The organism is Maribellus luteus, assembly GCF_003576475.1.
Taxonomy (GTDB): domain Bacteria; phylum Bacteroidota; class Bacteroidia; order Bacteroidales; family Prolixibacteraceae; genus Draconibacterium; species Draconibacterium luteum.
The window spans coordinates 276-674 of record NZ_QWGR01000103.1 but is presented as its reverse complement, the minus strand read 5'-3'; the positions used below and the strand labels follow the sequence as shown (position 1 = coordinate 674).

1 protein-coding gene is annotated in these 399 nt (G+C 64.7%); it reads left to right on the top strand.

Annotation, left to right across the window (positions count from 1 at the left end; all coding sequences use genetic code 11):
• Positions 1 to 399: vitamin B12 dependent-methionine synthase activation domain-containing protein (locus D1614_RS28125; RefSeq protein WP_497006671.1), on the top strand; the 399-nt coding region annotated here is incomplete at both ends.

Sequence of the window (399 nt, the reverse complement as noted above, 5' to 3'; positions counted from 1 at the left end):
AGGCCCGCACCAGCCTGGCCGACGCCCGCGCCCGGCGGTTCGCTATCGATTGGCCGGCCTATGCCGCGCCGACGCCGACGTTCATCGGAACGCGAACTTTCGCGCCTTATGATCTGAAAGATTTAGTTAAATACATCGATTGGTCGCCCTTCTTCGCCAGTTGGGAGCTGATCGGCCGCTATCCGCAGATCCTTGAAGACGACGTGGTCGGCGAGGCCGCTCGCAGCCTCTACGCCGACGCGCGCGAGATGCTGGACAAGATCGTCGCCGAGAACTGGTTCGAGGCCAGGGGCGTGGTCGGCCTGTGGCCCGCCAACGCCGAAGGCGATGACGTCGTCGTCTATGCCGACGAGAACCGCGACCGTGAGATCGGCCGCCTGCACACTCTGCGCCAGCAGA